Source organism: Mesorhizobium sp. BH1-1-4 (genome assembly GCF_020165665.1).
GTDB lineage: Bacteria > Pseudomonadota > Alphaproteobacteria > Rhizobiales > Rhizobiaceae > Mesorhizobium.
The window spans coordinates 20,914-47,030 of sequence record NZ_JAIUIN010000023.1; the positions used below are offsets into that span (position 1 = coordinate 20,914).

Genomic DNA, 26,117 nt, shown 5'->3' on the forward strand with positions numbered 1-26,117 from the left:
CAAGTCTAGGCCAAGGCTGATGGGCTCCTAGAAATAACGGCCGAGGCTAGCTCGGATGCGGTCCAGCACCGTGTCGCCGGACAGGTCGGGCATAAACGTCTTGCCGGTGATCGCCTCATAGGCCCGGGCATAGATGCGCGAAGCCTGTCCGACGATCTCGACCGGTATCTCGGGGATCGGGTCCTTGTAGGGATCGCAGCGCGCCGTCACCCACGAGCGGATGAAATCCTTGTCGAAGCTCTCCGGCCGCGTGCCGTTCTCCAGCGCCTGTGCGTAGCTCGCCGCGATCCAGTAGCGGCTCGAGTCGGGCGTGTGGATTTCGTCGGCGAGAATGATCTTCCCGTCCTTGTTGGTGCCGAATTCGTATTTCGTGTCGGCAAGGATCAGGCCGCGCTCGGCGGCGCGCGCCTGGCCGCGGGCGAACAGCTTCAAGGCGTAGTCCGAGACGGTGTCCCATTGCGCCTGGGTGAGCAGGCCCTGCCCGATGATCTCGGCCCTGGACAACGGCTCGTCATGGCCGCCATCGGCCGCCTTGCTGGTCGGCGTGATGACCGGTTCGGCCAGCTTCTCGTTGTCGCGCATTCCGTCCGGCAGGCGCATTCCATACATCTCCCGCTCGCCCCGCTTGTACCGGGTCAGGATCGAGGTGCTGGTGGTCCCAGCCAGATAGCCGCGCACGACGATCTCGACCGGCAGGATGTCGAGCCTTGTGCCGACGACGACGTTGGGGTCGGGATATTCCAGCACATGGTTCGGACAGATGTCGGCGGTTTCCTCGAACCAGTAGCGCGCCGTCTGGGTGAGGATCTCGCCCTTGAACGGGATCGAGGTCAGGATGATGTCGAAGGCGCTGAGCCGGTCGGTGGCGATGATGATGCGCCTGCGGTCGGCCAGGTCGTAATTTTCGCGGACCTTGCCCCGGTAATAGCCCGGCAGTTCGGGAATGAAAGCATCCGACAGGACACGCATGGGTTCTCCTGCCTTGTGCAGAGTGGCCGATGTCACCGCATAGTCCGTCGACCCCATGCATATCAAGCACGATTGTCGGTATTCCCCGCAACTCGCCCCTACATCGCGGTCGCTTTTTTCACAACGCATGCCGGAAGGCCCGGCGACTTCTCGACACCGCCACGTCTAGGCTGCGCCCTGTTTTCAGGAGCCTCCCATTTCCATCATGCAGACCTATGACTTCATCATCGTCGGCTCCGGCTCGGCCGGCTCGGTGCTCGCCGACAAGCTCTCGGCCTCCGGCCGCTTCTCGGTGCTGGTGCTGGAGGCCGGCGGCAGCGACCGCCGCTTCTACGTGCAGATGCCGCTCGGCTACGGCAAGACCTTCTTTGATCCCCAGGTCAACTGGAACTACAAGGCCGAGCCGGACCCCGGCCTTGGCGGCAATGTCGACCACTGGCCGCGCGGCAAGCTGCTCGGCGGCTCGAGTTCGATCAACGCCATGGTCTGGATCCGAGGCGCGCGGGAGGATTTCGACGATTGGCGCGCCGCCGGCAACCCCGGCTGGGGCTATGACGATCTGCTGCCCGCCTTCAAGGCGCTCGAGGACAACGAGGCTGGCGCCGACAGATGGCGCGGCACCGGCGGGCCGCTTCACATCACCGATACGACAAGCGCCGTTCATCCGCTGACCAAGCGCTATCTCGCCGCCGGCCAGCAGGCCGGCCTGCCGCTCAATCCCGATTTCAACGGTGCCGCCCAGGAAGGCGTCGGCACCTACCAGATCTCGACCAGGAACGGCCGCCGCATGTCGGCCGCGCGCGCCTTCCTGCGCCCGGCGATGAAGCGCGCCAATGTGCGCGTCGAGACCAACGCGCTGGCCAGCCGCATCCTGTTCGAGGGCAAGCGTGCCGTGGGCATGGAGTACCTTCAGAACGGCCGGACGAAGACCGCGCGCGCCGGCCGCGAAGTGATCCTGTCCGCAGGCTCGATCAACTCGCCGCAGCTGCTGCAGCTTTCCGGCATCGGCCCTTCGGCCCTGCTCAAGGCGCTGGGCATCCCTGTCGTCCACGCCAGCGAGAATGTCGGCGCCAACCTGCAGGACCATGTCGGCATCAACTACACCTTCAAGGGCAAGCTGCCGACGCTCAACCAGATCCTGCGCCCCTGGTGGGGCAAGCTGCTCGTCGGCATGCAGTACATCCTGACGCGCTCCGGGCCGCTGTCGCTGTCGATGAACCATGGCGGCGGCTTCTTCCGCACCGATCCGGCGTTTTCGCGGCCCAACATGCAGCTCTATTTCCAGGCCTTCTCGACCCTCATCCCCAAGAACGGCGAGCGCCCGATCCTGACGCCCGATCCATGGCCGGGTTTCTCCATCGGCCTGTCCAACTGCCGGCCATCGAGCCGGGGCGAGATCATGATCCGCTCCAAGAATCCGCTGGATTATCCGAAAATCGTCGCCAACGCCTACTCGACCAATGCCGATGTCGACGAGATGCTCGCGGCGGTGAAGTTCGTGCGCAAGATCGCCTCGATGCCTGCCATGGCCGAGATCATCGCCGAAGAGGTGTTGCCCGGTCCGTCGATCCAGTCCGACGCCGACCTGATCACCGATTTCAGGAAGCGCTCCGGCACCGTCTACCACCCGGTGTCGACCTGCCGCATGGGGCCCGATCCCCAGCGCGCCGTCGTCGATCCGCGCCTGAAAGTGCACGGCCTTGAAGGGCTGCGCGTCATCGACGCCTCGATCTTTCCCGACAACATCACCGGCAATACCAACGCCGCCTCGGTCATGACCGGGTGGAAGGGCGCCGAACTGGTTCTGGAGGACCACACATGAAGATCACCGACGTCAAGACCTGGGTTGTCGGCAACCCGCCGCCCGGCATCGGCGGCAAATACTTCATCTTCGTCAAGCTGACCACCGATGGCGGCGTGGTCGGCTATGGCGAGGCCTACAACGCCACCTTCTCGGCCCACATCACGGCCAGGATGATCGAGGACATGGCCGAGCGCTACCTCGTCGGCCGTGATCCGCACGACATCGAGAACTTCTTCCGCCGCGCCTATTCCTCCGGCTTCACCCAGCGTCCCGACGTCTCCGGCATGGGCTGCTTCTCAGCACTCGAAATGGCCTGCTGGGACATCATCGGCAAGGAGGCCAACAAGCCGGTCTACAAGCTGCTCGGCGGCCAGGTGCACGAGATGCTGCGCTCCTACACCTATCTCTATCCGCACACCGGCAGCGTCCATTCCGAGGACGCGCCGGACGGCAGGAACGTCTACAACGACCCCGAGATGGCTGCGGCCTGCGCGCTCGAATATGTCGAGCAGGGTTTCAATGCCGTCAAGCTCGACCCGGCTGGTCCCTACACCGCCTTCGACGGCCACCAGCCACGCCTCGTCGACATCGATGTCTCGACCCGCATGATCAAGGCCATCCGCGAGGCGGTCGGCACCCGCGCCGACATATTGTTCGGCACGCACGGCCAGTTCACCGCATCGGGCGCGCTGCGCATGGCGCGCGCCATCGAGCCCTATGATCCCCTCTGGTTCGAGGAGCCGGTGCCGCCCGATATGCCCGAAGTGATGGCGCAGGTGGCGCGTGCGACTTCCATCCCGATCGCCACCGGCGAGCGGCTGACGACGAAGTTCGAATTCGCCCGCGTCATCGAGAACCGCGCCGCGACCATCCTGCAGCCGGACCTCGGCCGCTCCGGCGGCATTCTCGAAACCAAGAAGATCGCCGCCATGGCCGAGGCCTACCACATCCAGATCGCGCCGCATTGCTATTGCGGGCCGATCGTCGGTGCCGCCAACATCCAGCTCGCGGTGACCTTGCCCAACTTCCTGATCCTGGAATCGCTGAAGCAGTGGGACGGTTTCCACGCCACGCTGCTGAAGAAGAAAATCGAATGGCAGGACGGCAATGTCATTCCCTCGAAGGAGCCCGGCCTCGGCGTCGAACTCAACGAGGCGGTCTGCGACGCGCATCCCTACACTGGCAAGGACCTGCATCTGCAGATGATGCAGACGCCGCTGATGCCGTGAGCGAAAGCTACGCCTTCATCGGCCTTGGCCATCTCGGCGGCAACCTTGCCGCCAGCCTGATCCGCCATGGCTTTGCCGTCACCGTTGTCGACCGCGACCCCACCGCCGTCGAGCGCCTCGTCGCGCTCGGCGCTACGTCAGCGAACACCCCGGCCGAAGCCGCGGCACGGACCGGCAATGCCATAAGCTGCCTGCCCTCGCCGAAGGTCAGCGAAGCGGTGCTGGCCGGCCCGGGCGGATTGCTGGAAGGCCTGCCAAAAGGTGGCACCTGGATCGAGATGTCGACCAACGGCCGCGACGAGATTTTGCGGCTTGCCGCCCTCGCCTCGGCCAAGGGGATCGAGACACTGGAATGCCCGGTCACCGGCGGCGTGCATCTGGCGGCGGTGGGAAAGATCACCGCGCTGGTCGGCGGCGACGCCGCCCTCTACGAGCGCCACCGCAAGGCCATCGAAGCGATGTGCGCGAAATCGTTCCTGATGGGTCCGGTCGGCTCGGCGGCGGTGATCAAGGTCATCACCAACATGCTGGCCTTCATCCATCTCGTCGCCGCCGGCGAGGCGCTGATGCTGGCCAAGCAAGGCGGGCTCGACCTCGCGCAATCCTACCACGCCATCGTTGCTTCTTCCGGCAACAGCTTCGTTCACGAGACCGAAAGCCAGCTCGTGCTGAACGGCTCCTACGACATCGGCTTCACCATGGACCTGGCGCTAAAGGACCTTGGCTTCGCGCTCGCCATAGCCGAAAAATCCGGCGTGCCGCTCGAGCTTGCATCGCGCGTCAACGCAATGTTCGAGCAAGGCAAGGCAGCCTATGGCGGCGGCGCCTGGTCGACGCAGATCGTCAAATTGCTGGAAGACGCGGTCGGAACAGAGCTACGCGCGCCTGGTTTTCCGGCCAGATTGGAAATTTGATTCCGGTAGACCAGCGAATGAAATCAAGGCGTTGGGCGGGCATCTGGAATCGCAGCGATAACAACTTGAATCAGAACTGCAACAAACGCCCGACGCTTCGTCATCCACGGGCGGAGCGGGCGCGAAGCGCACGCGTAGGCCCGAGGATCCATTCCGTGACTTCAGCCGAAGAGCGCAGCGGAGCAGAATTCCGCACCGCCGCGGCGCTCGAAAGTCACGGCATGGATCCCAGGGTCTGCGCCGCGTCGCTTCGCTCCTTGCTTCGCCCAGGGATGACGACGCTTTATGATCCGCCGGGCGTGCCTTCAATATCTCAGCGCCAGCACCCCGGGCAGGATCTCGAAGGTCGCCGGTATGCGCCCGGGGGACTCGCCGTCGATGTCGACGAGCGCACCGTTCTTCTCGACGTCGCCGAGCGGTTCGACAACCACTTTCCGGCCGCGCAGGATGGTGATCGCCGGGTGGTTGCGGTGCCTGCCGCCATAGAGCAGCCTGATGTCCCAGATCAGCTTCAGCTTGCCTGCCGCGCGCAGGATGACGATGTCGAACTGTCCGTCGGCCAGCTCCGCATCCGGCGCGATCATCATGCCGCCGCCGAAGAATTTGCCGTTGGCCACCGCCACCAGCGCCATGCGTGCCTCGACCGGGGCGCCATCGTCGACGGTGATCCGTACGTCCTGAAAGCGGTAACGGGTGAACTCGACCACGGTGCGCCACAGGAACAGCGCCTTGGCCGACGTCCTGCCCTTGCGCTTGTCGGCATTGACGGCGCGGTCGGTGGCGCCCGACAGGCCAAGGCTGGCGATGTTGATGAAGTGCCGGCTGGCCAGCGCGCCATGATCGTCGATATAGCAGATGCGGCCGGCGTCGACCGCCCTGGCCTTGGCCTCGGCAATCCGCTTCAGCGTCGCGTCGATCTCGTTCGGCAGGCCGAGGCCGCGCGCGAAATCGATGCCGGTGCCGCACGGCAGGAGGCCGAGTTCGGTTGTCCTGCCGCCCTCCTCGCGCGCCTGCAACAAGCCGTCGGCCACTTCGCTCGCCGTGCCGTCGCCACCGGCCGCGATCACCAGGTCGAAGCCGTTTGCCGCCAGATCGAGCGCCAGCCGCTCGGCATCGCCCTCTGCCTGCGTCTCGCGCAATTCGAAATCGCCGAAGTGCTTTTTCAGCGCGGCCGCGACTTCGGGCCAATGCCGTTTCAGCCGGCCGCCGCCGGCAATCGGATTGAGCACCACCCCGACCTTCAAATTCTCGCCCTCCCCGGGCCGGGCATGGAGAACCCGATCCTTTGCCGGCCCCGATCCTTTGCCGGCCCCAATCCTTTGTCGGCCCCGATCCTTTGCCGGCCCCGATCCTTTGCCGGCCCCGATCCTTTGCCGGCCCCGATCCTTTGCCGGCATTGAAACCCGCGTCCGTCGGCAGGGCAAGGGCCGTGTGGGTTCGTGCGCCGAAAAAGCGGGCAGGCTGTCTACGGCGTTCGTGCTTGAATTTCCTTGGCCTCTGGCATCGGTCCCCGATAATCCCGCTATCCACAGGGGCACGGGCATTCCCCAAGACGCTTACCCTGCGTAAGTTCAACCCATCTCAGGCGGCTACCGATCGCCAAGCCGAAAGGCGAAAGTGAAAGGCGGATTTCCTGAGGCCCGTACGGCCCGAAGCGAGAGCAGGCTTGCCTGTTCGAGGGACGGAGCCGAGACCTACGGGGCCGCGGAAAGCGTGCCAACGCCGACGGCGGACCGATGCTGCCATGAAGGACGGCAAAAACCTTCGATGGCACGCAGGGCAAAGCCCGCAAGGGTGAAGACCGGCGTGGTCTGGAACGGGCATCGCCCTCGGGTGATGACTGGCAGGACCGTCAAAATCAAGGCCGGCATGGCGCGACGACTTTACGGAAGTTGCTGCCGCGACCGTGTCCTGATCTGACAGGGAGGCGCTGGGAGAAATCCCGGCGCCGACCGTCTTTTGGCCCCTCGAAGTTCTTTCCCGGCGAAGTTGCGGGCGCCGCTTCACCGCGCGTCAAAATCGGTTAGTATCGCTGCGTCGTCAGAGTCCGTCAGCAACGGCTCTTCGAAGGGGGATACTTCATGACGCTGATCCAGAAGCTTGCCGGTGCCTACGCCTTCCTGTTCTTCGCGGTCGTCGCCATCGGCTACATTCCCGCCTTCAACGATGCCAACGGCAATCTGTTCGGCCTGTTCTCCCTGCAATGGTATGACGATTTGCTGCACGCCTTTTCAGGTGTCTGGGCGCTGGCCGCGGCCTTCATCTCCCACCGCCAGGCGGTATTTTATTTCAAGCTGTTTGGCTCGGTCTATCTGTTTGACGGCGTGCTCGGGCTGATCACCGGCTCCGGCTGCCTCGATGCCGGCATCTTCATCAACGGTTTCCGCTCCCTCAACGACATCGAGTTTCCTGCCCGCTTTTTCGCCAACCTGCCGCACATCGTCATCGGCGGCTTCGCCGTCTATGTCGGCTTCTGGCTGTCAAAGCGCATCCATGACCACTTCGCCACGGCCTGACCGGCCATGGTCCTGTTCCGCTTGATAAAGCGCCTCATCAAGACGATCCTCTGGCTGATCGTCATTGTCATCCTGATCCCGATCGTCGGGCTCGCCTATGGCTTCCTGACCACCCCGTCGCTCGACAAGACGCCGCTGCCCGGCATTGCCGACGGCGCGCCGCCCAAGGCGCTGGCCGACAAGGTGCGCGCCGAAATTCCCGGCTACCAAAGGCCGGAGGAATCGACCTTCCTCACCTACCCCGAATGGGCGATCGTCTATGCCGCGCGCGAATATGCCGGTTTCGTCGCCAAGGACCAGCCGAGCGGCTTTCCCTATTGGTCCTATGTCGGCCGCTTCTGGCAGGATTACGCCACGGTGATCCGCGCCAGTTCCGCCTACAAATTCAACTACGCCAACCACCAGATGCTGGTCATCATCGGCACCAGCCATTCGATCGAGCATACCCTGCAATGGGCCTATGAGAACACCGTCGGCCGCGTCACCGAGGCGATGTCGGCCAAGCGCACCGCCGCCGACATCTACCAGGCCAAGGTGGCGGCGGACTATGCGGGCTTTCTCGACCAGGTGCCGTGGTACCAGTTCCCCTATGCCGAGAAGCGCGCCGGGCTTTTCGCGGTGCAGCCGGCGCCTGGCGACAGTTCCATCCGCACCAGCGAACGCAAGCTTGCCTTCGGCCTCGCCGACACCATCAAGCAAGGCTATGCCGACCTGATCAAGCAGGCGCTGGCCGCCACCTCCGACCCGGCCTTCCTCGATGTCCATGTCTGGGCCAGGGGACCGGTCGGCGAAGCCACGCGCAACGAGCCCGACACCTTGCTGGAGCGCGACTACGGTGCCGACGGCACCATCTTCGTCACCAAGCGCTACCAGGTGTTCACCGACATGATCCCGCGCCTGATCGACAAGGGTGTCTCCTTCGTCGAGATCGGCGGCAATGACGAGATCATGGTCACCATGCTCTCGACCGACGCGATCGCCGTCCCCGAAGGCATGCGCATCCTGTTCAGCTATCCGCTGCCGGCCGACCCCTCGACGCGCCGCACCGGCATGGTTGTTGCCGTGCGCAAGCTGCATCTGGTGCTGCCATCCCTGATGAAGGCAGGCGCGAAGCTCGAACACGTCTACGACTACTGAGGCCTTTGAGCCACGCCTGCCAAGGATCGGGCATCTCGAGCGCTCCGCCACGCTCATTTCACAATCGCGGCCAAATCCCGCCTTGTTCGCGCGCGAAGGGGACGGCTGGATTGCCGGGGGGCATCTCGAAGGGACAAGACCGTGATCAAGACCGCCCTTGTCGCCATGACCATTGTCGGCTGCGACTGCGACGCCAAGCTGTGCGAATATATCGGCGAGACGCCGGCCAAGTGGTCGACCATCGCCGATTGCGAAGCCGCAATGAAGAGCCAGATCCTGCACGAGCGCAATTTCAACTATCCGCTGGTCTCCGGCATCTGCCGCGCGAAAGGTTCGGCGTCCTCATCGCACCTGGCCGCGATCGCTTCGGGTCCGGAACTGAAGCCCACCAGCCGGACCGTCGAGCCCGAAAGCCCTTTGCCGCCGGAGCTCAGCCATCGGCCGAGCGTGCCCGTGGGATCACCGACGACGGCCATGGACGCGGCAGCGGCCCGGCCCGTCGCCTATGAACAGGTGGTCGACGGCGGAACCGGCGTGCTCTATCGCACGAAGAACGGCTATGCCGTGGTCAAGACCGATCTCGGCCGCGCCGCCTCGGCAACCGCCGACGCGGCAAAGCGCTCGGTGAACTGGCTGGCCAGCCTGGTGCCGACGGGGCTGTAGGCCCGCCTACATCTTGACCTTCAGGCTCTCCCAGAACTTGTCGATCAGCGGTTGTTCGGTGCCCAAATCCTCGCTGCCGACGCGCGTGATGAACAACAGGCCCTGATCGGCAAGACCGTAGCCGACGATTTCGAAATAGGCGGTGTCGGTGCGCGTCTTTACCTCGGCGCGGATGCCGGTCAGTTCCTTGCCGTCGGCAAGCTTGCGCGTCGTCGGCTGCTGTGTCAGCGCGGCACCCGCCTGCACCGATTCCCTGGTCATCTCCTGCAGCATCAGCTGGTTGAGCGACACCGGGTTCATCTTGCCGTATTCCTGCACGACGACGATCGTGCCGAGCGCCGAGGCCATCAGATATTGCGTGATGTTCTCGCCGAGATCGGTCTTGGTCACCGAAATGCCGCTCGGATGGTTGAAGGAGAAGCTGTCGCCGGAAAAGGTCGCGAAGTCGTTCTTGTCGAGCTTCACTTCAACCTGTGTGCCGTCCGGCAACGTCACGTGGGTGCTCTCGCCGGCGTCGATATCCAACGACTTGCCGTCGATCGTCAGCCTGAAGGCCTTGAGGTCCTCGGCTCCGGCCGATCCAGCGCACAGCGCGATGAGAGTGAGGGCCGCCGCTGACACTAGCCGCATTGACTGTTCTCCTGCTCTATTCCTGAGCAGTTCCGGACGGGAAAAACGCTTCACACTTTTCCTGGAACTGCTTCCTACACCAACCCGCTCAGCGCCTTGATGGCACGGTAGAAGGTCGAGGAAAACAGTTCCGTCGGGTCATGGTGCCGCTTTGCCGCCAGGAAGGCCGGCAGTTCGGGATAGGACGCCAGCAACTCCTTGCCCGTATAGTGCAACTGGTAAGGCAGGAAGAACCGGCCGCCATGCTTGATCGTCACGTCGATCAGCGCCCGCGTCAGCGCCCGCATTTTCGCGTTGCCCTCGGCATCGGCCGGCTGGTTGATGTAGAGCACCAGCGAATAGGCCGGCTCCGGCGCGTAGGTCAGCGCCACATCCTCCTTGTGGACGATGCGCACCGAAGCGTTGAGCACCGGCAGGTCCTGGTTGCGCAGGATGTCGCGCGCTTCCAAGATGAATGGATTATACGCGGCGCGAGGAATAAAATATTCGTGCAGTATGTCGGTCTCGTTCATCAGGTCGTTGAACAGATACGGCACCGAATCGTGCATCGGGTTGTTGCGGGTGACGAGACAGGCCTCGCCCTGGGCAAGCGCCGAGGTGCGCGCCACCGTACAGCTCTCGAATTTCGGCTCCAGCGTCTTTTCGGTGAACCATTTCAGTTCCTGGAACGCGCTGCCCCATTTGGCCATGTTCATGATCACCCGCTTCAGGCCGACCCCATCGGGCTCGCCAAGCGGCGGCTGGTCCGCCGGCGGCTCTTCGGCCACCTTGTCGTAGCGGTAGACGATCATGTCCTCGAGGAAGTTGCCCGGCGCCGTCGACAGATGGCCGTAGAACAGGCCGATATCCCTGTTCGGCTCCAGCACCTCGGCGAAGAATCTCGGGAAGTCGTCGGATCTGATGATCTCGCGCGAGGTGCGGTAGACGGCATTGTCGACGATATCGAGCGTCGCCTCCACCACCACGCCGAACAGGCCGTAGCCGCCGATGACATGGCGGAACAGTTCGTTGTTTTCGGTTGGCGAGCAAATCGTCACCGAACCGTCGGCCAGCATCACCCGCATCGAGCGGATCGAGCCGGCCACCGAGCCCGCCTGGTGGTCCATGCCATGCGCGTTCACCGACAGCGAACCGCCGACCGAAAAAATGTCGGTCGACTGCATCGCCTTCACCGCGAAGCGCGGATGCAGCATGGTCTGGATGTCGTGCCAGCGCGCGCCGGGCTGCAAGGTCATGGTCTTGGTGGCGGCGTCCACCGTGACCTTGTTGAAATTTCTCAGATCCAGGACCAGCGCATTGTCGTCGAAGGCATGGCCGCCCATTGAATGGCGGACGGCCGCCAGCGACACCTTCAATCCATTGGCGCGCGCGAAGGCCAACGCCTTGGCGACATGCTCTTCCTCGCTGACCTCGACCACGCCATAGACAGGGGTCCTCGACAGGCCGCTGGCATCGTTGATGTCGCCGCCTTTTGCCAGCCAGGGCAGCGACGGATCGAAGGCCGGCGGGCTGTCGATCGGCTTCAGCGGCAGCGCGATACCATCTATGTCGGCGATGCGTCCGGCATCCTTCGGCCCTGACGGGCCGCGCGCCAGCCGCGCCACGGTTGTGCCGCCCCACAGCACGGCGCCGCCGAAGACCGTCGCGCCGAGCAGCAAGCGCCGCGACAGAAGAAACCTTTTGCGTTCCCCGACCATGCACATCCCCCGTTGGCCAAGGGATAGCGCGGCTTTCTGGCGAAAACCATAGCGGCGCATGGCAGAGCCAAGGCGGATATTGGTGAGGTTTTCGACATCATGGGGACAAATTCGAAGGATTGCGCCGCCCCTCACCCTTACCCTCTCCCCGTGAAGGACGGGGAGAGGGGGTCGCCGGCGTCGCGAGTAGCTCCCTTCTCCCTGTCCTATACGGGGAGAAGGTGCCGGCAGGCGGATGAGGGGCAGCGCGGCGCTGGCTGTGTTCAACCAGCGCCGGATTCCATGCTCTACGAAGCCTTCTTGATCGACGTCACCATGCCGGTCTTGTCGTCGACGGTGACCGCCACCTTGGCGCCGACCTTCAATTTCCCGACCGACGCATCGGGCGACAGCTGGTAGATCTTGCCGTCGTCGAGGGTGACCGACTTGGTTGTCGGATCAACCGCCTGGATGGTGCCCTGAACGGTCGCGGCATAGGCCGTGCCGAGAAAGGCGAGCAGGGCGGCGGTGGTTGCGAGGGTCTTCTTCATGGATAGCACTCCGTGCTGTTTCGGTTTTCTGGCGCCGCTTGGGAGGGGCAGCACCGAACGGCCCGAGACTGGAGCGGAAAGCGCGCCATCGGCAAATCACGTTGGGTGTATTTTTGCAAAGGAAATCATTGGCTTAATTCCGACACAATAGGCTCCAAGCCCGCCTATGCAGACGGCTTTCCGCCCTGATGGAAAGCCTCTTCTCCGTACGAAAAGAGTCGCTTGGCGGATTGTGGCCCGCCCCGTCGGCGATCACGCGGCCGCCGCAATCCGCTCCCGGCCGCATCACGAAACAGGCCACCGATTTCTCATCGGTACACATTTTATGTCGTGGGCCGGCGCGACCCTCCCATTCGGCGGAGACGAATTTCGCGCTCAGGTTGCAAAACGGAAGCGAATGCGGGATGGTGTCGCGCAGTGACAAGGGGACTTCCATGAAAATCGCCGTCCGGACCGCCCTATCCCTGATGCTGGCGATTTTACCCGGCCTCGCTGGCGCGCAAGGCGCCGATCCGGGCGACGATAAGGCGATGATCTTTGCTCCCGGCGATCCCGACATGGCGGCGGCGACCGCGCGAGCCCTCGCCAGCCTGGATGAATTCCTGGCCTTGTCAGAAACACCTCCGTCCGGCACGGACAGGTTCAAACTGAAGGTCAAGGTGCGCGACGGCAACGTCACGGAACACTTCTGGGTCATACCGTTTCGCCGCACGGAAACCGGATTTGTCGGCATATTGGCGAACGAACCGGAAGAAGTTCACAACGTCGTGCTCGGTCAGAATATAGAATTCAGGCGCGACGACATTTCCGACTGGGGATATACCAGGGACGGCCATCAGGTCGGCAGCTTCACCGTCTGTGTGATGTTCAAGAGAATGCCCAAGGAAGAGGTCGACTATATGCGCGGCAAGTTCGGCTTCGACTGCTGACGGCGAGGCCGGTCACACTCAGTCCTTCGCGCGGACCTTGCGAACCAGCGCCGCCGTCGCCAGCATCGCACCTATGTCCGAGATCATCGGCGCGACATGGGTCTGATAGTCGAGCGGCACCGAAATAGCCGGCAGTTCAAAGAAATTCCTGTCCTGCGGCAGCAGCAAAAAGCCGTCGCCGCCGTTGAGCGCGACCCGCGCCGGGTCGTCGCGCCAGCTTTCACCCAGCCACCTCAGCGCCTGCGCCAGACGGCCGGTCACCAGCGGCCGCGCCGCCTCGACATTGTCGGTGCGGAATTCATAGGCGGCGTCGAGCAGAGGATCGCCCGATTGCAGATCCTGCATCCTGGACCCGAACACGCCGCGGAAAAAGCCGACCACCGCATTGGATCGCCGCGTCGCCACCAGGATGCCCGGAAAAGGCTCGATGGCCTCGAAGGCAACGATGACGCCCTTGAAGGCCGTCGACGAGCCCTTGCCGGTCCCTTCCCGCAGTTCCGCCTCGTAGAGTTCGAACGGAAACGCGTCATAGCGGCCGGAAATGACATCGTCGAACGATTGGCGGTTGAAAGGCCCGACCGCCTCGCGCGGCAGCCGGTCGAAGGAATTCGGCCTCTCGCCGTGCTGGTAGCTGACATCCCTGATGAAGCCGAAGATGATCGGCAGCAGCGTGTTGCGGAACGATTGCTGCAGCCGTGCTGCCGGCTTCAAAGCCTGGAAATAGAGCAGGATCGACGCAGCGAAGCCGATGACATAGAGGAACACATGCGGCGTCGAGAACCATTGCTCGTGCGGATCGGCGACCTTGTTGAACAGCCAGGCAATGAGTGCCACGAAGACGACCACCAGGCCAACGAACAAGGGGACGCGCCACTTGACCCTGCGCGCCACCGAGGCCCTTGTCGCTTCGTAGGTCTCGATATCCTTCTTGATGGCCGCGATAGCAGCCGCGCCCGGCATGAAATCCGCCGTTTCCATCGCCAATCCCCCGCCGCGGAAGTCACTTTACGCCATTATGATAGCTGCTTTCGCAGGAACGACGCCAGCCGCATAGAGCGGTGATGCCTTCTCACCTTGTGGGGGACGGGAAGATCGCCCTCCGCCGACCCTCGACCTTTCGCCGCATTCCGTCTTCCAACATCTCGACCGGCACCAGCCGTTCGTGGTCTCCCGCACGCAGGCGGACAAAAGGATGCAGCCGATAAGCCGCAACGGCCCCGCGCGTTTCCGCATCAGCGCTGACGTCGACAACGAATATCCCGCCGATGCGCCCAGGCCATGGCTGGCGGGCAAAGGCGGTGCCGAGGAAATCGCCGAGCCCATAGGCGACGATCGCCTCGCCGATCCGCTGCACCGGCTGCACGACATGGGCATGATGGCCGGCAATCAGCCCGACGCCTTGCCCGGCCAGCCGCCGCGCCAGCGCCAATGTTGCGGCACGCGGAAAATGCCGGAACTCCCAGTCCCAATGCGGCACGGCGCAGAGCAGATCGACCCCCGCGCTCGCCTCGCGCGGCCAGCGCGCCGGATCGCTTTCCATCAAGACGCGGCCGGCAAACAGGCTTTCGTCGGCGTTGCGCCAGAGCGTGAAGGCGGCGAAGCCGAGAGCGAGCGGCCCGGCCGCAAAGCGTTGGATCGGACCATCGGCGGCCAGGCCGATGGTCCGGATGCCGAGCCGCTTCAAGGCGGCCACTGTCGCGTCGAAGCCGGCGACGCCCTGGTCGAACACATGATTGTTGGCCAGCGACAGCACGAGTTTTTCGCGCCCTATCCCGACCGCCGCCAGCGCCTCCACCAGAAAACGTTCGCTCATCGCATGATGCGTGCCGAGCTTGGTTCCAAGGACCGCGCTCGGCCTGTCGACAACAGGGCTTTCGCAATTGCCGATGATCAGATCGGCCGTGTCCAGCAGTGCCTTGATCGCGGGGTCGCATTCGGGCGCGCTCCGGTTGGCCACAGCCGAGATATCGCCGACGAAGGCCAGCCGCACCGTCTGCTTCGGTGGCGGATCCATCAGCGTCCCTGCCATCGGCGCAAACCCGGTGGCGTCGCCGCCGGACGACGGCCTCAGGAAACGCGGCAGCCAGGACAGTTTGTAGGAAAGCGGATAGTTCGACACGGCTACGCCCAATCGTTTGCCTTCTGTAGACCGTCCGCCGGGCTGGTTGAAGCGCGCCTGTCGACAATCATGCAGCGATGTGGACAGCATCCCGGCCCGGCACACGCGACGTCGAAAATCCGTGTATGGTCTCGCCGGCAACATGGGAGGGAAAAGATGACACGAATAGCAAGCCTGCTGGCATCGGCTTTCATTGTGCTTCTGCCGCTGTCGTCCGCATCGGCGGCCATGCCCGAAGTGGCGACCGCTCTGTTCGAGGCAAGGACGGTGGCCGCGCGCGACAGCGCCCTTTCGACCCTGGAGGCCGCCGCGCCGAAAGATCCGGCATCGGCCTATGCCGCCGGCGCCGGCGAATTCTTCACCGCGCTGGAATTGCTGGCCAGCGGCCTGCACCGTCATGGCTTCGAAAGCCCGCAATCCTTCATGCTGCCGCTGATGCAGCTGCCGGTGCCGCCCAATCCCAACCCCCAGCCGCTGACCTACGAAGAGTTTCGCGCCATCCTCGTCGCCTTCCGCGACCGGCTGGCAAAATCCGCCGCGACACTGGGCTCGGTGCCGGCTGATGCCGATATCGGCATGGTCATCGACCTCACCCATGTCGGCATCGACCTCAACGAGGACGGCACCATCGCGCCGGATGAAAGCATGGCCGCCATCATGGCGGCGCTGTCGCGCGGCGGCATGGCAACGGATGGCGCCGCCCCTTCGCTCACCTTCCGCTTCGACCGCGCCGACGGCTACTGGCTGCAGGGCTATGCCGAGTTCCTGATGGCGCAGGCCGATTTCTGGCTGGCGCATGATTTCAGGAGCACGTTCGACGGCTCGTTCCACATGCTGTTCCCGCGCGCCAGGCTGCCGTTGCAGGATGTGCTTGTGCCGCCTCCCGGCGATATGGGCTCAAGCATCTTTTCCTCGGAATGGCGCATCGCCGATTTCATCTCGATGGTGCATCTCATCAACTGGCCGGTTATCGAGCCGGAGCGCCGCAAGGCGGCGCGCCAGGAGCTGCTCGAAATGATCCGGCTGTCGCGCGAGGACTGGAAGGCGATCCGCGCCGAAACCGACAATGACCGCGAATGGCTGCCGGGCCCGCAGCAGAAGGGCGAAAACCCGCTTACCGGGCTCGAAGTCGGCGAGGAGCAGGTGCAGGCCTGGCTCGCCACCTTGACCATGGCCGAGGACCTTCTTGAAGGCCGCAAGCTGCTGCCGCATTTCCGTGTCACCGCCAGCACCGGCCAAGGCATCAACATGAAGCGTTTCTTCGACGAGCCGAAACCCTTCGACCTCGTGCTGTCGATCACCGGCCCGGGAATCGCGCCTTACCTCGAAAGCGGCGAGATCGTGACCAGCGGCGATTTCGACCAGATCCAGCGCGAGTTCGGCGGCGGCGGGTTTTTGACCTTCGCGCTGTGGTTTAACTGAGCGGCCATCGTGGGGTGAAACCTATCGCTTCGTCATCCTATGGCGGAGCAAGGAGCGGAGCGACGCGGCGCAGACCATAGGATCCATGCCGGGACTTCAAAGCGTTGCTACGGTTCAGAATTCTGCTCCGCTGCGCTCTGCCGTTAAGGTCACGCAATGGATCCAGGGTCTCCGCGACGTCGCTTCGCGACTGCTTCGCCCTAGGATGACGAAGTTTGGCTAGGCTTCAGCCAATAGAAAACGATGGGACAGGCGCCTAGAAAATCGCCCCCTGATACAGCACCGCCTCCGCCTCATCGGGCGCGAACCGTCTGGCCAGCGAGCGGAACGCGCTGTGCACCCCGTCGCGGTCGATATTGCAGCTTCTGAGATGCCTGACCGCCAGCGAAGGGTCGAATTCCGTGCGGCCGTGCAGGACACGCTGGTTATCGAAGACCAGCACCTCGCCCGGCTGCAACTGGTGCTGGAACTGGTTTTGCGGGTCGCGGATCAGCCGCGTCAGTTCGGCAAGCGCCTCGATCAAACCGTCGATCCGGTCCACAGGCGCCCATTGCGGCGCCAGGCAGCGGTCATTGTAGCGGATGCCGGTGACCGCGCCCGCCACGTCGAGGCTGATGACATGCGCCTCGGCGCTGAAGAACACTTCGCCCTCATGCTCGCGGTGGAAGGTGACGCCGTGCCGCGTCAGCAGATCGAACAGCTCCGGCGTGCGCGCCCGCATCAGCTCGGCGACTTGAAAGCCGTCGACCATCAGCGATGTGCCGCCGCTGCCCGCGCCAGTCCTGATGGCATGGAAGAAGATGAAGCCCGGCGGCGCATAACGGAATGGCTCGTCGGTATGCGGAATCTGCGCCCGCGCCGTCTCGCCAGCAACCCGCGCATCAGGCCGCGAGATCAGGTCGAACACCTTGCCGTAGCTGGTCTCACGGATCGGCCCGTAGCGCCCGGCGACACGCGCGGTCGCCTCGGTCTCGGCGGGCACCCCGGTCAGCATGGCGATGCCCTGGTCGCGCAGCGCCTGGAGCGAAGCGAACAGCGCCTCGTCATCCGCCACCACCGCATCGAAGCCAAAGCGCCCGAGCCGCCCGGAGAGGTCGCTGTTCCAAAGGCATGGCCGGAACCGCGCCGGGCCGGAACCATCGACATGGTCCGCGAGAGCGGCTGCGTCGTAATGCGACACATGCCCATCCTGCCAGATCGCGGTGACCTGGCCGGGCTTGGAGAGGTCGAAGCTGTCGGCATGGACGGTCTTAGCGACATCGGCCGGCGTCAGCCATCGCTTGCCGGAGGCAGTGTCGCCACACACCTCGCATTCACAGGCGAGCCGAAGCCAGCGCGTCGAGAGTTCTGCCGAGCCGCCATCCCCCAGCTCGACGGCGATGCGCGTACCCTCGGCGCGCATGGCGCGGATGGGCACTGCCGGATGGGCGGCTCGTCGTTCCTGTGCGTTCTTTGGCGTGTCGAGCATCTGGCGTCCCCGCGGTTAAATTTGTTCGGAAAGCTAGGCAGCAGCAGCCCCGGATTCAAACGAGTTCCCTTCCCCAAGTTTTGAGATAAACTCAAAACATGACGCTGAGGGATTTGCCACTTTCAGGTTTACGGGCGCTGGTGGCCGCCGCCAGGACCGGCAGCCTGACGCGCGCCGCCGAGGAACTGGGCGTCACGCCGGGCGCCATCGGCCACCAGATCAGGCAATTGGAGGAACGGCTCGGCGCCAGGCTGGTCCGGCGCGAAGGCAATGGCATCGTATTGACCCGCGCCGCCGAGGCCGCCCTGCCCGACATCGATCGCGGCTTCGACGCGCTGGCCTCCGGCCTGCGCCGGCTGCGCTTCGAACGGCGGGCCGAGACCTTCACCATCTCGGCCGATCCCTCCTTCGCCTCGCTGTGGCTGGCACCGCGCCTGGCCATGGTGCGGCCCGCCCTGGGACGGCTGGAAGTCCGCATCGTCACCTCGGTCGCGTTCGACGCCATGGCGGAGGAGGGCGTCGACCTCGCCATCAGCTACCGCACGGGATCGGCATCGGACATTCAGGCGCTCGACCTCTTTACCGAGCGCGTGATCCCGGCCTGCGCGCCGGCATTGGCGCAGGGTCGTGCCAGGCCGGATGGTGCCGAAATTCTGGACAGGATGCCGCTGCTGCATATCGACCCGATGATGGGCGACGATGTCTATCCGTCATGGCGGGACTGGTTTGTCGCGGCGGCGCGGCAGAGGAAGGACATCGACCAGGGGCCGCGCTTCGGATTGACCATCGTCGCCGCGCAAGCGGCGATCGCCGGCATGGGCGCGCTTCTGGCCAGCGAACTGGTGTTGCGCCGCCACCTCGACGCGGGCCATCTCGTCGAGATTGCACGCGAGGTGCCGGCGCTGACCATCAAGCGCCGCATCGTCTGGCCCGAACACGGTCCGAAGGCCCGCCGTGCCGCCGCAGTCGCGGCGGCACTCATGGCGGCCGCCGGCGCCAGCATCGATGGTGCCCTGCCGCGATGAGGCGCGCCAACGCTCAGAAGAACCGGCGTTGCAGCCGCAACAGCCCGGCCACGACCCCCGCTATCAGGGCATTCGATATCACGCCCACCGCTCCGCCCATCCAGGCGATGTCGCCGGATTGGCCAAGGATCACGAAGGGATAGCCGACGGCGATGATGACAATTGCCACGAGCAGCCCAAGCCAGCCCGCGCCCGGCCGTTTGACCCTGAGGCTTAGGAAATACGCTGCCCCGACGAGCAGTATCCTGAGCGGATCCAGTATCTGGGGCAATGACAATAGCGGTCAGAAGCATGGCCGGGCACTAAGCTTCAAAGCCAAACCTTTCAAGTGCCCGGGCTTAAGGAATACGGCTCGGCCGGCCTGATGCCAACAGATCCTACCGCGAAAACCCGCGCAGCCGTGCCAGCAGCCACTGCAGCGGATTGTTGACGAATGCCTTGGTGACGAAGCTGTCGTGGGCGGCGTCCGAGGCGAGAAGGGCGACGGTGCCGGCTTCCAGCCGCCGCGGCTTATCGGCGCTTGCATCGATGCCCCTACCCGCCAGCAACTGCCTGATTTCGGCATTGCCAGCAGCCGAGGATTTGCCGTAGGCGCTGACGAAGAAGTTCTTCCTGTGATGCGCGATCCAAACGGCGAAGATATCAGCCTCGTCGAAGACGGCGTCGAGCAGGATGACGCCGAGCAGGCGCGTACCGACGTCGCCATTCTTGAGAATTGAGGCCGCCGGATTGTAGCCGCCGCTATAGGCAATCAGCACCACCGGCATGGCTTGGAATTTAGCGGCCTTGGCGCCGGTCAGCCTGGCAAGGCCTTGCGCCGCCTCGGCCATGAAGCCGGCAAAATAGCCCGGCGTCCAGAAATTGCCGGCGCTGGAATCCTGCGCGTCGCGGGCAAATTGCGGTGCCACCAGCACGGCGTTGAGGCCTGACGCCTCGACCTGCGCGACGACGCGCTGGCGGCCGACCACGTCGCGCTGCAAGGTCGCGCCATTGCCGTGGAAGAACACGATGATGACGGCAGGCTTGGCGGGATCGAAGCCTTTCGGCACAGCCAGCAAAGTGCCGCGGTCGGAATAGGTCTCGTCCTCCCAGTAGATGCCGCCGCGCGGCGAAGTGTGGCCGCGTCGGCCGTCCGCTCCGGTGACGTCGAGAAACGGCGCCGAACCGTCGGGCAGTCTGTCTCGATAGGGAAAGGGTGACGCCTTGAACGGCACGATGCTCGATATCGCCTTCTTCAACCCAGCGCCCTCGCTCGTGGCCGGAAATACCGCCGTGGCCAGCAGTCCGGCGACGATGGCGCGCCGGTCAGGCATGGGCGACCTGCCCGATGGGCATGGCCTTGGACGGCAAGAGCACGGCGAAGAACGCCGGTATGGCGACGAGATAGGCGATCGCTGCCCATTGCAGCACCGCGCTCAGCCCGAAACTGGTGGCGACGATCGGCACGGCGGCAGAGCCGATGACCGAGAAGCAGCCATTGATGCCCCAGGCCCAGACGAACAGATGCTCCTTGCCGAGCCGCGCCAGCCAGGTCATGGCGGTGGCCATCGGCATGCCCATCAGGAAGGCCGGCGGCGACACCAGCAGGAAGCACAGCAGCAGCCGCACCGCATAGGGATAGGCGCCGATCCAGTCGAGCACCGGCGACAGGTAGAAGCCATAGGCCAAAAGCAGCACGCAGACCGCGAGCAGCACCATCGGCAGCAGCGTCCTGGCACGGTCGAAGATACGCTCGGCGAACAGGCTGCCAAGGCCGGAAAACACCAGCATCGAGGAGATCAGCACCGAGGCTGAGACGGTCGGGTTGGCGAGCGCCACGGTGAAGCGGCTGATCAGCCCGACCTCGACCATGATGTAACCGAGGCCGAGGCAGGCGAAATAGAGGATGGTGCCGAGCTTGCCGCGCGAGCGCGAGAACACGATGCGCCAGCCGAAGAGGACCGGCAGCAGCACCAGCGACGCCGCCGTGACGCAGGCTATGCCGAGCGTTGCCCAGATCAGGAGATAGCCCCAGTCGTCCTGGAACAGGTCGAGCCGGTCGAGTGTGCGCGGCAGGTCGGCGACCTTCACATAGGCCGCGAAATAGGGCTGGTCGTTGCTCAGCGCACGCGCGTCGAAGACATAATCGCTCGCGAGCTTTTCCCAGCCGCCGGTCAGAAGCGCGTGCCATGTCATGCGCTGCAATTCCGTCGCCGGCAGCACCTGCGGACCGGCATTGCCGCCCGCATCCGCGCAGGCATCCAGCGTCGGATCGGCCGGCGCGGTCGGGTCGCAGTTGGGATTTGCGGGCGCGGTCGGGTCGGCGGGCGCCGTTGCGTCGGCGGGCTGCGTCAGCATCGCGTCCTGTCCGCTGCCGAAGATCGAGGCGCGGTAATCATCGAGTATCCTCTGCGCGCCCGAGCCGTCATAAACCATTCCTGGATAATAGACCTCCTCCCAGGACATCGATTTGGTGTAGTCGCGCAGCGTCTTGATTTCGGTTTCCGTGAAGCCGCCGCGCTTGAACAGCACGGTCGTCGTAGACAGATAGCTCGACACCGCGAAGATGTCGTTGGCGGCGCCTTGCGGATCGAATGTTTTGGCCGCCTCGGCGACGGTCGAATAGAGTTTCAGCACCGATTTCGGCGGCTCTTCCTTGTTCCACAAGGTGATCGACAGCACGCCGCCATCGGCCAGCGCGTGCATGTAGCTCAGCATCGCCTCGCGCGTGTAGGCATATTTCTCCGAAATGGCGAAGCCGCCGGGATTGGACAGGCCGACACTGTCGGCGAGGCTGAGGTCGATGACGTCGTAGCGCTCGGCCGTGTTGGCGAGGAACAGCCGCCCGTCATAGTCGATGACCTTGAGCCGTGGCTCGGCCAGTATATTGCCGGTGACATCCCTGAGCACGGGATCGCGAAACGCCCGCAACGTCATCGGATTGCTCTCGGCGACGGTCACCGAGGTCGAACCGGCGTTGAGCGCGGCTTGCGTGGAAATGCCGCCGCCGAACTGCACGACGAATGTCTTTGGCTTCTCCTTGATGACATAGGGATAGTGCATCGGCAGATAGCGGAAATAGACCTGCTCGGCCGGTGCCAGGTTGCGCATGATGCCTTCCGGCCCGTCGCCGTCGCGATACATGCCGACATAGGTGTTGGCCGGAACCTCGGGCATGCCGAAGGCGGCGTTGTCGCTCAGGCCCGGCGCGAAATGCATGTAGGAGCTGGCATAGACCTGCAGATCGCCGAACGGCGAGACGCTGCGGTAGATGCGCTTGCCGTCGGGAAAGTTGCGGGCATAGGCGACGCCCTTGTACTGAGAGACGGTGATGTCGGGTATGCCAGTCAGCCCGGGCAGCAAGAGGTAACCCGCTATCGACAGCGCCGCGACGGCGACGCCGGCGACGACGCTCTTCCAGGCGCCGAAGGCGGCGAACCACAGCAACGAACCGGCGGCCCACAAAAGCAGCGGCACGACGATGATGGTTTCAGGCGCGAACAGATAGAGCGACACCAGCACGACGAGGCCGGCAAGCCCCGAGCCGGTGAGATCGGCGAAATAGACGCGGCCGAAGGCGGTGCGGCTTTTCAGGAAGACGATGCCGAGGAAGAAGGCGCCGGCCAGGAACGGCAGGAGGTAAAGCAGGAAATTGGCCAGCAGCCGCCATTTCTGCGCGGGATCCGAGACCAGGAAGATGGCGTTGAACGGCACCGTCTGGGCGACGAGGTTGGCGCCGACGGCGAGCGGGCCGATCAAGAGCAGGGCCGCTGTCGCCGACCCTTGCCAGTGGCGGTCGAACCAGCCCTTGCCGGCGAAGATGACGACGCTGGACAGGGAGAAGCCCAGCATGGCAAGGCTGACCACCAGCGAGCCGAAATGCGACCAGCTGCCGACGGCGAACACGCGCATGACGGCGATCTGCAGCGCGATGATGGCGCCGGCGATCAGCCCGACCGCGAGATAGTGCGCAAGCCGCGGCGCCTCCAGCGAGGCCATGCCTGGTCGAGAGATCGATGCGACGGCTGCCATCCGGGCCCCTTGATGCGAATTCAGCAAGGCCGGTGCCGCGGCCCGGCAACTCAGCCGTTATGCGTGCCGACGATCTGGTCGCCTTCCAGCTTGGTGAAGGGCACGAACGGCACCACCTTGCCATTGTAGATGTCGGAGCGGACGATGTTGAACGTGCCGTCGGCAAGCTGCTGCTTGACCACCTTGAGAACATGCTGGGCGCCCGGCGGACCGACGGGGATGACCATCACGCCATTGGGCTTGAGCTGCTGCAGCAGCGATGGCGGAATGTGGTCGATGCCGCAGGTGACGATGATCTTGTCGAACGGACCGACGCTCTCCCAGCCATAATAGCCATCGGCATTGCGGCTGGTGACCGAGCCGAACTCGCTGTAGCCGCGCTCGATCAGCCCGTCATAGGTGCGCCGGGTGCGTTGCGCCAGCGGATTGATGATCTCGATCGTGTGCACCTTGTCGGTGAGGTTGGCCAGGTAGGCCGACTGATAGCCGGAGCCGGTGCCGATCTCGAGCACGGATTCGCCGAACTGCACGTCGATGGATGTCGTCATGCGCCCGACCAGATGCGGACCCGAAATCGTCACGCCATAGCCGATGTCGAGGAAGGCATGGTCATAGGCGCGCCCCAGATTCTGCGGCAGCACGAATTCTTCACGCGGCGTCAGCAGGAAAGCGCGCTTGTTGCGGTCGTCCAGCACGTCCTTGTTGTAGACCATGATCTGGAAGCGATCGAAGCGCTCGGCGAGCAACTTCGGATCTTCGCCGCGATTGGCCACCATCCAGTCGATGAACGACTTTTTGTCCTTGAACGGCACGTCCGCGTTGCGGTCGTAGGGAACCGGCACGGCAGCCTTGACGGCGGCCGGAAGAATGGAAAACGCCGCCGCACCCGCCGACAGCGTCAAGAAGTCCCGACGCTTCATGGACAAGTCTCCAAAAGTGGCCCTCGCCACCTTAAAACCAAGCACTTGACCGGATTGCACCGCCTCCCAAAACGAGTCAATCGGCCGCCGGGATGCGATCCTCCAGGCCGAAAAAATGTGGCAGGACGGCAACAGTATTTGTGGGCGCCGATGGCGTTCGCGGAGGCTCGGTCGATGCAGGTCGGCGTCCCCCGTTGCCGCGTAAAACGCCCGAAGCGCTTCTTTGCAAGGATTAGCAAAGGCTGTTTTGCTTGACTCGGCTGGCAAAAACAGGCAGCAAAACAGCCTTGGAAGGGCTGCAATACCGCGTGCATGGTCGTGGACGAGCCTTTTTCGGCACAAAGTCCACGTCTCTCGATTGGTTTTGAGAGGGATTGGTTAACCAACTTTGTCCATATTTTGAAGCAATCGGCAACTAACGACAGGCGCGGCAAACGCGTCGGGGACCACCTGGGATCACTCACAGAATGGTCGTCGCGGCTATCCCGGCCGCGGACGTGGGAGCCGATTGGAGCAAGATTGGTTGCATGGCGTTCTTGAGTCGTAAAATTGTCGGGGACAGGCGTTGCAGCGGCGAGACCGCCATCGAAGCGCCACGTGCCTCATCCTTCACCCCTGAACGGGTTGTCCGCTGGGTCGCCGTGCCGGGCGTCGGTGCCGCCGTCGGCCTATGGCTGATCGGCACCATGGCCGGCCTCAGTTCCGTCGGCGCCTCGCTCTCGGCGACGTCGGCCGGCCTGCCGCAGACGCTGTCCCTGCCCGGCTCGCTCGCTCTCGCCGATCCGTTGAAACAGCATTTCCTCAGCTCTTCGGCGCCTTTCGTGCTGGCCAACGCCCATGGTGGCGCGCAGGCGCTGCACGACCATGCCGTACAGTGCGGCGCCGACTGCTTCAAGCTGGCCGCGATAGCCCCCCAGGCGCAGAAATCCGCGCGGCTGGTGGCACGGGCCAAGCCGGCGCCCGTGGTGGCGAAGTCGAAATCGCAGCAGCGCTTCGAGCTCATGGAAGCGTCGCTGTCACCGACAAAGCTTGCCGCTGCCTTCGCCGGCGCCGAAAAGCCGGCGACCCCGGCCAACATCCGTCCCGTGATTTCCAGCGCCGCCCCACAAATCAACGAGGCGTCTCTCGTTCCCTCCGTCCAGGTGATGGCCAGCCTGTCCGACGACATGCCGGCTCCGGCGGCGGAACGCTTCGCCCGTGTCGATGCCGGCTCGGCGGTTGTCCAGACCGCGCCGGTACCACAGGGCTTTGCCCAGTCCGAGACACCTGACAACACGCAGCTGGCGCTGGCACTCGTGCAGTCGCTGCCGGTCGAGGACGAGGCCTTCGCCTCGCCGCTGCCGATGACCGAGTCCCCGGCCGACGTCGCGGTTGCGCCTGTCGAGACCCAGCAGCAACAGCCAGGCGATGCCGCCTCGCTGCCGGATGCGCTCACCGACGACGTGCCGCTGCCGACCCGCCGCCCGCAATTTGACACGCCGCAGCCCACGGTCGTGGAACAGGACAAGCCCGCCGCACAACCCAGAATCGTGCAGCAGAAGCCCGCGCCCCAGGCAAAGCCGGTCCAGGTGGCCAGGCAGCCTGCCCGGCAAGGCCGGTCAGGCGAAAACGGCGACGTGCTGGCCTATGCCAAGCCGGATACCCCTGCGGGTGGCCTCGGCCAGGCGTTCAGGAACCTTTTCAACGGACCCAGCGCCGGAAGCGGCGCCGGCCATGGCGTGGCGGTCTACGACATCAGCGCAAAGACCGTCTACATGCCGGACGGCCAGCGGCTCGAGGCCCATTCCGGCCTCGGCGCCATGGTCGACCAGCCGCGCTATGTCCACGTGAAGGACCGTGGTCCGACGCCGCCCAACACCTACAATCTGTCGCTGCGCGAATCCCGCTTCCACGGTGTCGAGGCGATCCGCCTGACACCGACGAGCGGCGGCAACAAATACAACCGCAACGGCCTCCTCGCGCATACCTACATGCTGCGCGGCGGCCGCGCCGAATCCAATGGCTGCGTCGTCTTCCGCGACTATGCCCGCTTCCTCGCCGCCTTCAAGAAGGGCAAGGTTACACGCCTCGTCGTGGTGGATCGCCTGAAGGGATCGGCGACCCGGGTCGCGTCGAATGGAAGCGGCGCTTGAGA

The 26,117-nt window shown here is 64.4% G+C and carries 22 protein-coding genes; 10 read left to right on the plus strand and 12 right to left on the minus strand.

Features of this window, described 5'->3' with window-relative positions; all coding sequences use genetic code 11:
- Positions 1-27: 27 nt before the first annotated feature.
- Positions 28-969, minus strand: coding sequence for a phosphoribosylaminoimidazolesuccinocarboxamide synthase (locus tag LB569_RS26575; protein WP_224694709.1), 942 nt, complete (start codon positions 967-969; stop codon positions 28-30).
- Between the two features lie 205 nt (positions 970-1,174).
- Between LB569_RS26575 and LB569_RS26580 the strand changes: the two genes are divergently transcribed.
- From LB569_RS26580 to LB569_RS26590, 3 genes are read left to right on the plus strand one after another with little or no spacing between them, the layout of a single operon-like run.
- Positions 1,175-2,791, plus strand: coding sequence for a GMC family oxidoreductase (locus LB569_RS26580; protein ID WP_224694710.1), 1,617 nt, complete (start codon positions 1,175-1,177; stop codon positions 2,789-2,791).
- Positions 2,788-4,002, plus strand: coding sequence for a mandelate racemase/muconate lactonizing enzyme family protein (locus LB569_RS26585; RefSeq protein ID WP_224694711.1), 1,215 nt, complete (start codon positions 2,788-2,790; stop codon positions 4,000-4,002). Before LB569_RS26580 ends, LB569_RS26585 begins: the two co-directional genes overlap by 4 nt.
- Positions 3,999-4,916: an NAD(P)-dependent oxidoreductase gene (locus LB569_RS26590; RefSeq protein ID WP_224694712.1), complete on the plus strand. Its 918-nt coding sequence runs from the start codon at positions 3,999-4,001 to the stop codon at positions 4,914-4,916. Before LB569_RS26585 ends, LB569_RS26590 begins: the two co-directional genes overlap by 4 nt.
- A gap of 305 nt (positions 4,917-5,221) precedes the next feature.
- Here the strand turns inward: LB569_RS26590 and LB569_RS26595 are convergent, their stop codons facing one another.
- Positions 5,222-6,160, minus strand: coding sequence for a diacylglycerol/lipid kinase family protein (locus tag LB569_RS26595; protein ID WP_224694713.1), 939 nt, complete (start codon positions 6,158-6,160; stop codon positions 5,222-5,224).
- An 837-nt stretch (positions 6,161-6,997) separates the two neighbouring features.
- Between LB569_RS26595 and LB569_RS26600 the strand changes: the two genes are divergently transcribed.
- From LB569_RS26600 to LB569_RS26610, 3 genes are all read left to right on the plus strand, one after another.
- Positions 6,998-7,432, plus strand: coding sequence for a DUF4383 domain-containing protein (locus LB569_RS26600; RefSeq protein WP_224694714.1), 435 nt, complete (start codon positions 6,998-7,000; stop codon positions 7,430-7,432).
- Between the two features lie 6 nt (positions 7,433-7,438).
- Positions 7,439-8,569 (plus strand): hypothetical protein, encoded by a 1,131-nt coding sequence (locus LB569_RS26605; protein ID WP_224694715.1) that lies wholly within the window; start codon positions 7,439-7,441, stop codon positions 8,567-8,569.
- Between the two features lie 141 nt (positions 8,570-8,710).
- Positions 8,711-9,232 (plus strand): hypothetical protein, encoded by a 522-nt coding sequence (locus LB569_RS26610; RefSeq protein ID WP_224694716.1) that lies wholly within the window; start codon positions 8,711-8,713, stop codon positions 9,230-9,232.
- Between the two features lie 6 nt (positions 9,233-9,238).
- On the opposite strand, the gene LB569_RS26615 is transcribed toward LB569_RS26610, so the two are convergent.
- From LB569_RS26615 to LB569_RS26625, 3 genes are all read right to left on the minus strand, one after another.
- Positions 9,239-9,862, minus strand: coding sequence for a hypothetical protein (locus tag LB569_RS26615; protein ID WP_224694717.1), 624 nt, complete (start codon positions 9,860-9,862; stop codon positions 9,239-9,241).
- 74 nt (positions 9,863-9,936) lie between these two features.
- Positions 9,937-11,559, minus strand: a complete 1,623-nt coding sequence (locus LB569_RS26620; protein ID WP_224694718.1) for an FAD-binding protein — start codon at positions 11,557-11,559, stop codon at positions 9,937-9,939.
- A 287-nt stretch (positions 11,560-11,846) separates the two neighbouring features.
- On the minus strand, positions 11,847-12,089 hold the full coding sequence (locus LB569_RS26625; RefSeq protein WP_015316128.1) for a DUF1344 domain-containing protein: 243 nt from the start codon (positions 12,087-12,089) through the stop codon (positions 11,847-11,849).
- Between the two features lie 188 nt (positions 12,090-12,277).
- Here LB569_RS26625 and LB569_RS26630 point away from each other — a divergent pair, with 188 nt between their 5' ends.
- Entirely contained in the window at positions 12,278-13,018 is a 741-nt protein-coding gene (locus LB569_RS26630; RefSeq protein WP_224694719.1) for a YegJ family protein, read from the plus strand.
- A gap of 18 nt (positions 13,019-13,036) precedes the next feature.
- Here the strand turns inward: LB569_RS26630 and LB569_RS26635 are convergent, their stop codons facing one another.
- Positions 13,037-13,996, minus strand: coding sequence for a DUF3137 domain-containing protein (locus tag LB569_RS26635; protein WP_224694720.1), 960 nt, complete (start codon positions 13,994-13,996; stop codon positions 13,037-13,039).
- Between the two features lie 91 nt (positions 13,997-14,087).
- Entirely contained in the window at positions 14,088-15,137 is a 1,050-nt protein-coding gene (locus tag LB569_RS26640; protein ID WP_224694759.1) for a CapA family protein, read from the minus strand.
- Positions 15,138-15,293: 156 nt separating this feature from the next.
- Between LB569_RS26640 and LB569_RS26645 the strand changes: the two genes are divergently transcribed.
- A complete protein-coding gene (locus LB569_RS26645; RefSeq protein WP_224694721.1) occupies positions 15,294-16,559 on the plus strand; it encodes a hypothetical protein in 1,266 nt (421 codons plus the stop codon).
- A gap of 256 nt (positions 16,560-16,815) precedes the next feature.
- Here LB569_RS26645 and LB569_RS26650 read toward each other — a convergent pair whose 3' ends face one another.
- Positions 16,816-18,027 carry a clavaminate synthase family protein gene (locus tag LB569_RS26650; protein WP_140704884.1) on the minus strand — a complete coding sequence of 404 codons (1,212 nt, stop codon included), beginning with the start codon at positions 18,025-18,027 and terminating at the stop codon, positions 16,816-16,818.
- A gap of 98 nt (positions 18,028-18,125) precedes the next feature.
- Between LB569_RS26650 and LB569_RS26655 the strand changes: the two genes are divergently transcribed.
- On the plus strand, positions 18,126-19,052 hold the full coding sequence (locus tag LB569_RS26655; protein WP_140704882.1) for a LysR substrate-binding domain-containing protein: 927 nt from the start codon (positions 18,126-18,128) through the stop codon (positions 19,050-19,052).
- A gap of 13 nt (positions 19,053-19,065) precedes the next feature.
- Here LB569_RS26655 and LB569_RS26660 read toward each other — a convergent pair whose 3' ends face one another.
- From LB569_RS26660 to LB569_RS26675, 4 genes are all read right to left on the minus strand, one after another.
- On the minus strand, positions 19,066-19,323 hold the full coding sequence (locus LB569_RS26660) for a hypothetical protein (protein ID WP_224694722.1): 258 nt from the start codon (positions 19,321-19,323) through the stop codon (positions 19,066-19,068).
- A 106-nt stretch (positions 19,324-19,429) separates the two neighbouring features.
- The gene (locus tag LB569_RS26665; RefSeq protein ID WP_224694723.1) at positions 19,430-20,365 is read right to left on the minus strand and encodes a hypothetical protein; all 936 of its coding nucleotides are present in this window, start codon (positions 20,363-20,365) and stop codon (positions 19,430-19,432) included.
- Positions 20,358-23,063, minus strand: coding sequence for a hypothetical protein (locus LB569_RS26670; protein WP_224694724.1), 2,706 nt, complete (start codon positions 23,061-23,063; stop codon positions 20,358-20,360). Before LB569_RS26670 ends, LB569_RS26665 begins: the two co-directional genes overlap by 8 nt.
- A 50-nt stretch (positions 23,064-23,113) precedes the next feature.
- Complete coding sequence (locus tag LB569_RS26675; RefSeq protein ID WP_224694725.1) at positions 23,114-23,983, minus strand: protein-L-isoaspartate O-methyltransferase family protein; 870 nt, start codon at positions 23,981-23,983, stop codon at positions 23,114-23,116.
- A gap of 527 nt (positions 23,984-24,510) precedes the next feature.
- On the opposite strand from LB569_RS26675, the gene LB569_RS26680 reads away from it, so the two are divergent.
- On the plus strand, positions 24,511-26,115 hold the full coding sequence (locus LB569_RS26680) for a DUF2778 domain-containing protein (protein WP_224694726.1): 1,605 nt from the start codon (positions 24,511-24,513) through the stop codon (positions 26,113-26,115).
- Positions 26,116-26,117 lie beyond the last annotated feature (2 nt).

What these genes read in the sequence shown, in the direction of transcription:
- LB569_RS26575 (WP_224694709.1), bottom strand. Translation starts at nt 969, where the DNA reads ATGCGTGTCCTGTCGGATGCTTTCATTCCCGAACTGCCGGGCTATTAC.
- LB569_RS26680 (WP_224694726.1), top strand. Translation starts at nt 24,511, where the DNA reads ATGGCGTTCTTGAGTCGTAAAATTGTCGGGGACAGGCGTTGCAGCGGC.
- LB569_RS26655 (WP_140704882.1), top strand. Translation starts at nt 18,126, where the DNA reads ATGACGCTGAGGGATTTGCCACTTTCAGGTTTACGGGCGCTGGTGGCC.
- LB569_RS26625 (WP_015316128.1), bottom strand. Translation starts at nt 12,089, where the DNA reads ATGAAGAAGACCCTCGCAACCACCGCCGCCCTGCTCGCCTTTCTCGGC.
- LB569_RS26665 (WP_224694723.1), bottom strand. Translation starts at nt 20,365, where the DNA reads ATGCCTGACCGGCGCGCCATCGTCGCCGGACTGCTGGCCACGGCGGTA.
- LB569_RS26600 (WP_224694714.1), top strand. Translation starts at nt 6,998, where the DNA reads ATGACGCTGATCCAGAAGCTTGCCGGTGCCTACGCCTTCCTGTTCTTC.
- LB569_RS26615 (WP_224694717.1), bottom strand. Translation starts at nt 9,862, where the DNA reads ATGCGGCTAGTGTCAGCGGCGGCCCTCACTCTCATCGCGCTGTGCGCT.
- LB569_RS26585 (WP_224694711.1), top strand. Translation starts at nt 2,788, where the DNA reads ATGAAGATCACCGACGTCAAGACCTGGGTTGTCGGCAACCCGCCGCCC.
- LB569_RS26605 (WP_224694715.1), top strand. Translation starts at nt 7,439, where the DNA reads ATGGTCCTGTTCCGCTTGATAAAGCGCCTCATCAAGACGATCCTCTGG.
- LB569_RS26675 (WP_224694725.1), bottom strand. Translation starts at nt 23,983, where the DNA reads ATGAAGCGTCGGGACTTCTTGACGCTGTCGGCGGGTGCGGCGGCGTTT.
- LB569_RS26620 (WP_224694718.1), bottom strand. Translation starts at nt 11,559, where the DNA reads ATGGTCGGGGAACGCAAAAGGTTTCTTCTGTCGCGGCGCTTGCTGCTC.
- LB569_RS26580 (WP_224694710.1), top strand. Translation starts at nt 1,175, where the DNA reads ATGCAGACCTATGACTTCATCATCGTCGGCTCCGGCTCGGCCGGCTCG.
- LB569_RS26650 (WP_140704884.1), bottom strand. Translation starts at nt 18,027, where the DNA reads ATGCTCGACACGCCAAAGAACGCACAGGAACGACGAGCCGCCCATCCG.
- LB569_RS26630 (WP_224694719.1), top strand. Translation starts at nt 12,278, where the DNA reads ATGGAAAGCCTCTTCTCCGTACGAAAAGAGTCGCTTGGCGGATTGTGG.
- LB569_RS26635 (WP_224694720.1), bottom strand. Translation starts at nt 13,996, where the DNA reads ATGGAAACGGCGGATTTCATGCCGGGCGCGGCTGCTATCGCGGCCATC.
- LB569_RS26670 (WP_224694724.1), bottom strand. Translation starts at nt 23,063, where the DNA reads ATGGCAGCCGTCGCATCGATCTCTCGACCAGGCATGGCCTCGCTGGAG.
- LB569_RS26645 (WP_224694721.1), top strand. Translation starts at nt 15,294, where the DNA reads ATGACACGAATAGCAAGCCTGCTGGCATCGGCTTTCATTGTGCTTCTG.